This window comes from Streptomyces sp. RP5T (assembly GCF_003933965.1).
Classification (GTDB): domain Bacteria; phylum Actinomycetota; class Actinomycetes; order Streptomycetales; family Streptomycetaceae; genus Streptomyces.
Genome location: NZ_RSAJ01000594.1, coordinates 1 through 5015, shown reverse-complemented (window position 1 = coordinate 5015; position 5015 = coordinate 1). Strand labels below are relative to the sequence as shown.

The 5015-nt window shown below is 71.2% G+C and carries 5 protein-coding genes; 4 read left to right on the top strand and 1 reads right to left on the bottom strand.

What is annotated here, in order from left to right; genetic code table 11:
* A partial coding sequence (locus tag EHS43_RS37140) for an adenosylcobinamide-GDP ribazoletransferase (RefSeq protein ID WP_185806574.1) occupies positions 1-251 on the top strand: 251 nt, incomplete at its 5' end.
* Here the strand turns inward: EHS43_RS37140 and EHS43_RS37135 are convergent.
* A complete protein-coding gene (locus EHS43_RS37135; RefSeq protein ID WP_125195027.1) occupies positions 248-1039 on the bottom strand; it encodes an endo alpha-1,4 polygalactosaminidase in 792 nt (263 codons plus the stop codon). The two genes, EHS43_RS37140 and EHS43_RS37135, sit on opposite strands and share 4 nt — an antisense overlap.
* Before the next feature lie 191 nt (positions 1040-1230).
* On the opposite strand from EHS43_RS37135, the gene EHS43_RS37130 reads away from it, so the two are divergent.
* From EHS43_RS37130 to EHS43_RS37120, 3 genes are all read left to right on the top strand, one after another.
* Entirely contained in the window at positions 1231-2757 is a 1527-nt protein-coding gene (locus EHS43_RS37130) for a leucyl aminopeptidase (protein WP_125195026.1), read from the top strand.
* A 404-nt stretch (positions 2758-3161) separates the two neighbouring features.
* Entirely contained in the window at positions 3162-4550 is a 1389-nt protein-coding gene (lpdA, locus tag EHS43_RS37125; RefSeq protein WP_037719613.1) for a dihydrolipoyl dehydrogenase, read from the top strand.
* 59 nt (positions 4551-4609) lie between these two features.
* Positions 4610-5015: biotin/lipoyl-containing protein (locus EHS43_RS37120; protein ID WP_312023468.1), on the top strand; the 406-nt coding region annotated here is incomplete at its 3' end.

Sequence of the window (5015 nt, the reverse complement as noted above, 5' to 3'; positions counted from 1 at the left end):
GGGTCGTCCCGGTCCGCGGGGCGGTACTGGCGGCCGCCGCCGTGACGCTGGGTGCGGCCGGGGCGGGGGCGCTCCTCGGGTCGTACGACGTCGTCCGCTCGGTGCTCGCGGTCGCCGCCGCCGTGGGGACGGCCGAGCTCGTCCTGCGCCACTGCACGCGCCGCTTCGGCGGGGTGACCGGGGACGTGTTCGGCGGGCTGGCGGAGACGGCGGCGACCACCGCGCTCGTGGTGCTGTCACTGAACTTCTAGCAGGCCTCGCGCCACACCCCGAGCTCGTACTTCTTGAGCATCGAACTCAGCCTCAGCCGCCGGGACTCGGCACAGAAGCGGCTGGTGGGGAGTTCGTACTCGACGTGGAAGACCGCCTTGCCGGCCTTGATGAAGGGCCGCATGTCCCCGCACTCGCCGTACTGCGCGCACTGTTCGTTGACCGCGAAGTCGAAGTCCCCCACGAGCTGCGGTATCTGGTCGAGGTCGTTCTTGAGGCCGACCGACATGCCGCGCTCGTGGGCGAGTTCGGCGAGCAGGCGGTTGTAGCGGAGCTGGTCGGCCGCGGTCAGCGGGAAGCCGGTGCGGTTGCGGTAGCCGTCCATGTTGTCCGGCTCCACCGCGTCGAAGCCCTTCTTGCGGCACATGTCGAGGCGGGCCGCCATCAGGGGTTCGAGGACGTCGGTGGCGCGGATGTCGAGCCAGCGCTCGCCCTCCCAGCCGTTGCCGCGCCCGATCACCGACTCGGGGAACTCGTCGGCGTCGGGGCGCCAGTCCTCCCACGCGCCCGTGGAGAGGTAGCAGATGACCTTGCGGCCCTTGGCGTGCAGTGCGGACACCACGGCCGCGGACTGGTCGAAGCCGTCGATGTCGTACACCGGCGCGTCCACGGACGTGTCGACGCGGCCGGTCAGCTGCCACTGCCAGGCGATGCCGGGGCGGGGCCGCCAGCGGGAACCGTCGGGCCCGGCGCCCGGCTCGGCGTCCGGCGTGGTCGAGCAGCCCGTCACGAGGAGGAGCAGGATGACGAGCAGGAGAGGGCGCTTCAAGGGGTGGCTCCAGGGCAGGCGGAAGGATCGGCGGCCGACCCGAGCGTAGGCTCTTCCCGGGTGGTCGCCGACAGGGGTGAAGGCCCCGATCGGGGCCCGTGTTCGGACACGAAATAGGGTCGGCCGTCGGGCCCGGTCGACCCACCCGCTCGACTCACGCAACTTCACATCGGAAGCGAGAATTCACCACCGTGACTGCTCTCACTCTCAGCACCTCCGCGGCGCCCGGCCTGCGGGCCGACGCGATCGTGATCGGTGTCGCCAAGGGCGCGAAGGGCCCGGTCGTCGCACCGGGCGCCGAGGCCGTGGACAAGGCCTACGACGGCAGGCTCGCCGGCGTCCTGGAGACCCTCGGTGCCTCCGGCGCCGAGGGCGAGGTGACGAAACTGCCCGCGCCCTCCGGCGTCAAGGCGCCTCTCGTGGTGGCGGTCGGCCTGGGCGCCGAGCCCGAGAAGGACTCCTCCTTCGCCCCGGAGGCGCTGCGCAAGGCAGCCGGTGTCGCCGCCCGCGCGCTGACCGGCTCGAAGAAGGCCGCGTTCGTGCTGCCGCTGGGCGACGCCGCCGATCTCGGCGCGGTCGCCGAGGGCGTGCTGCTCGGGGCGTACTCCTTCGACGCCTACAAGGAGCACGGCAAGGACCCCAAGGCCAAGAACGGCAAGGCGCCGCTGGCCGAGGCGACGCTGCTGGGCGGCAAGCCCCGAGACGCCGCGTACAAGGCCGCGCTCGCCCGTGCCGTCGCGGTCTCCGAGGAGCTCAACCGCGCGCGCGACCTCATCAACATGCCGCCCAACGACCTGAACCCCGAGGCCTTCGCCGCGGTCGTGCAGGCGGCGGGCAAGGAACACGGCATCAAGGTGCAGGTGCTCGACGTGAAGGCCCTGGAGAAGGGCGGCTACGGCGGCATCCTCGGCGTGGGGGCCGGGTCGGCGTCGGGGCCGCGGCTGGTGAAGCTGTCGTACACCTCGTCCAAGGCGAAGAAGCACCTCGCGCTGGTCGGCAAGGGCATCACGTACGACTCGGGCGGCATCTCGCTGAAGCCGGCGGGCCACAACGAGACGATGAAGTGCGACATGAGCGGGGCGGCGGCGGTGTTCGCGGCCGTGGTCTCGGCCGCGCGGCTGGGTCTCGAGGTCAACGTGACCGGCTGGCTGGCGCTGGCCGAGAACATGCCGTCGGGGTCCGCCACGCGGCCCGGTGACGTGCTGCGGATGTACAGCGGCAAGACGGTGGAGGTGCTCAACACCGACGCCGAGGGCCGGCTGGTGCTCGCGGACGCGCTGTGGGCGGCGTCGGCGGAGAAGCCGGACGCGATCGTGGACGTGGCGACGCTGACCGGGGCGATGATGCTGGCGCTGGGCAGCCGGACCTTCGGGATCATGGCCAACGACGACGCCTTCCGTACGGCGGTGCACGAGGCCGCCGAGGAGGTCGGGGAGCCGGCGTGGCCCATGCCGCTGCCGGAGCACCTGCGCAAGGGGATGGACTCCCCGACCGCCGACATCGCGAACATGGGTGAGCGGATGGGCGGCGGGCTGGTCGCTGGTCTGTTCCTGCGGGAGTTCGTGGGCGAGGGCATCCCGTGGGCGCACCTCGACATCGCGGGACCGGCGTTCAACGACGGCGGGCCGTTCGGGTACACGCCGAAGGGCGGGACGGGGTCCGCGGTCCGTACGCTGGTGCGGCTCGCGGAGCTCACCGCCTCGGGTGACCTGGGCTGATGTCCGCCTAGGAGTTCGGCTCCCGAGGGGCGTGGGCGGCTGCGGGCCGGTTGTGGCCGGTCGCGCAGTTCCCCGCGCCCCTGGGGTGGGTCACCGCGCCCCATGTCCGCCCTGAGCATCGGAGATGGTCGCGCCCGCGCGGCGGAGCCGCAGATCTGCACAGCCCCGCGCCCCTCTGTGGGTCACCGCGACCCCGGTCGGAGTCTCACCGGAGCTTCTCCTCTCATGTGAGCGTGTGGTGTCTCACACCCCGGCCCGGCGTCTCGTTCGGTGCTGACAAGTGCGAAGATGGGGCTCGGCAGGACAGGGCCCCCACCACAGGGCCGAAGAAAGAGCGGCCGGACACCAGCCGCCGCGCGGTCACTGGAGACCGGCGTACGGCGCACATGCATGGAGGACGTGACGTGGCGAACGACGCCAGCACCGTTTTCGACCTAGTGATCCTCGGCGGTGGTAGTGGCGGTTACGCCGCGGCCCTGCGCGGGGCGCAGCTGGGGCTTGACGTCGCCCTGATCGAGAAGGACAAGGTCGGCGGTACCTGCCTGCACCGGGGGTGCATCCCCACCAAGGCCCTGCTGCACGCGGGCGAGATCGCCGACCAGGCCCGCGAGAGCGAGCAGTTCGGTGTGAAGACCACCTTCGAGGGCATCGACATCGCCGGGGTGCACAAGTACAAGGACGGCGTGATCGCCGGTCTGTACAAGGGCCTCCAGGGGCTCGTCGCCTCCCGGAAGGTGCACTACATCGAGGGTGAGGGCCGGCTGTCGTCGCCGACCTCCGTCGATGTCAACGGCCAGCGCATCCAGGGCCGCCACATCCTGCTCGCGACCGGCTCCGTGCCGAAGTCGCTGCCGGGCCTGGAGATCGACGGCAACCGGATCATCTCCTCCGACCACGCCCTCGTCCTGGACCGGGTGCCGAAGTCGGCGATCGTCCTCGGCGGCGGTGTCATCGGCGTCGAGTTCGCCTCCGCCTGGAAGTCCTTCGGGACCGACATCACCATCATCGAGGGCCTCAAGCACCTCGCCCCCCTCGAGGACGAGAACTCCTCCAAGCTTCTTGAGCGCGCGTTCCGCAAGCGCGGCATCAAGTTCAACCTGGGCACCTTCTTCCAGAAGGCCGAGTACACCCAGGACGGTGTCAAGGTCACGCTCGCCGACGGCAAGGAGTTCGAGGCCGAGCTGCTGCTGGTGGCCGTCGGCCGCGGGCCCGTCTCCGCCGGTCTCGGCTACGAGGAGCAGGGCGTCGCGATGGACCGCGGCTACGTCCTGGTCGACGAGTACATGCGCACCAACGTCCCGACCATCTCCGCCGTCGGTGACCTGGTGCCCACGCTCCAGCTCGCGCACGTCGGCTTCGCCGAGGGCATCCTGGTGGCGGAGCGTCTGGCCGGTCTCAAGACCGTCCCGATCGACTACGACGGCGTGCCGCGGGTGACGTACTGCCACCCCGAGGTCGCCTCCGTGGGCATCACCGAGGCCAAGGCCAAGGAGATCTACGGTGCGGACAAGGTCGTCGCTCTGAAGTACAACCTGGCGGGCAACGGCAAGAGCAAGATCCTGAACACCGCGGGCGAGATCAAGCTCGTCCAGGTGAAGGACGGTGCCGTGGTCGGCGTCCACATGGTCGGCGACCGCATGGGCGAGCAGGTCGGCGAGGCCCAGCTGATCTACAACTGGGAAGCGCTGCCGGCCGAGGTCGCCCAGCTCATCCACGCCCACCCGACGCAGAGCGAGGCGCTCGGCGAGGCCCACCTGGCCCTGGCCGGCAAGCCGCTGCACTCGCACGACTGACCCTCGGTCGACGAAGCGACGATCCAGACTTCCGCAATTCGTAAGGAGCAACAGAAACCATGGCGGTTTCCGTAACCCTTCCGGCGCTCGGCGAGAGCGTCACCGAGGGCACCGTCACCCGCTGGCTGAAGGCCGAGGGTGAGCGTGTAGAGGCCGACGAGCCGCTGCTCGAGGTCTCGACCGACAAGGTCGACACCGAGATCCCCTCCCCCGCCGCCGGCGTCCTCGCGTCCATCAAGGTCGCCGAGGACGAGACGGTCGAGGTCGGCGCCGAGCTGGCCGTGATCGACGACGGCACCGGCGCCCCGGCCGCTGCCCCGGCTCCGGCCGCCGAGCCGGTCGCCGAGCCCGCCCCCGAGCCGGCCGCGGCCGCGCCGTCCACCGAGCAGGCCGCCCCGGCGCCCGCTCCCACCGCCGAGGCCGCTTCCGGCGGCGGCTCCGCCGAGGGCACGGACGTCGTCCTGC